Below are 1092 nucleotides of genomic sequence, written 5' to 3'. Positions count from 1 at the left end.
CGGGAACTGGTCGTCCGAGTACGACTGGCGCGCCCGCACCACCGCATACGACACCTACATCACCACCGCCGCCGTCGACGGAATCGCCGACCAGGTGTCCTCCGTCCGGCACCGGCACATCGAACTCGCCGACAAGCTCATGGACCACCTCTCCGACCGCCTCGACAGCTACATCGCCGCGAACGAGGACCCCAACGTCCGCTGGACCCACGCGTTCGTCGCCGCGACGAACGTCCACACGAAGGCCCTCGCCATGAACCAGGACGGGCAGAACTCCAAGTCGGTGGAGCAGGTGGAACTGCTCCTGAAGAGGGTCCTCAACCTGCCGTGACCGCTGTGGAGCTGACGCCGGAAGAGCTTGCGCTGATCAGCCCGCAGGCTCTCGCCCGCATGCCCAAAGCAGACCTCGAACGCATCGAGGGCCTACTGGAGCTGCTGGCGCAGGACATGGACGCCGGCAAAGTCCTGTGGCTGTGCGACGTGCCCGGCTGCAACGGGGCTGCGCACCCTGGCCGGCCCGGACCGCACGCCCGCGCGAACCAACGCCCCCCGGCCGAGGGCATCGACTGGGACACGTGGCTGCTCCTCGCCGGGCGTGGGTTCGGGAAGTCGCGCACGGGTGCGGAGTGGGCGTGGCGGAAGGCCGATGCCATGCCCGGGTCGCGCGGCGCCCTGGTGGGGCCGACGGCAGCCGACACCCGAGACATCCTCGTCGAGGGCGAGTCCGGGATCCTCGCCTCGGCCCCCTCGACGTTCCGGCCCCTGTACGAGCCGTCGAAGCGGAAACTGACGTATCCCAACGGCAGCGTGCAGCACCTCTACAGCGCAGACGAGCCGGACCGTATGCGCGGCCCCCAGCACCACTACGGCTGGGCCGACGAACTCGCCGCCTGGCGCAAGCTCCAGTACGCCTGGGACATGCTCCAGATGGGCATGCGCCTGGGCCAGCACCCGCAGGTGTGCGTGACCACCACACCCCGCCCGCTGCCCCTCATCAAGGCCCTGATCAAGGACCCGTTGGCCTTCGTCACCAAGGGCACCACGTACGACAACCTCGCCAACCTCGCCCCCACGTTCCGGCGCGCCGTCGTC

2 protein-coding genes are annotated in these 1092 nt (G+C 69.4%); both read left to right on the top strand.

Annotation, left to right across the window (positions count from 1 at the left end; all coding sequences use genetic code 11):
- Positions 1–331: hypothetical protein (locus tag ABZV94_RS41950; RefSeq protein WP_356350425.1), on the top strand; the 331-nt coding region annotated here is incomplete at its 5' end.
- Positions 328–1092 (top strand): terminase family protein (locus tag ABZV94_RS41945; RefSeq protein WP_356350422.1); only part of this gene is annotated, 765 nt, incomplete at its 3' end. The genes ABZV94_RS41950 and ABZV94_RS41945, both read left to right, overlap by 4 nt.

Origin of the sequence: Streptomyces sp. NPDC004658, assembly GCF_040609555.1 — a bacterium.
Lineage (GTDB): Bacteria > Actinomycetota > Actinomycetes > Streptomycetales > Streptomycetaceae > Streptomyces.
Note: the sequence above shows the minus strand (reverse complement) of the source record. Positions and strands in the feature narration are given on the sequence as shown.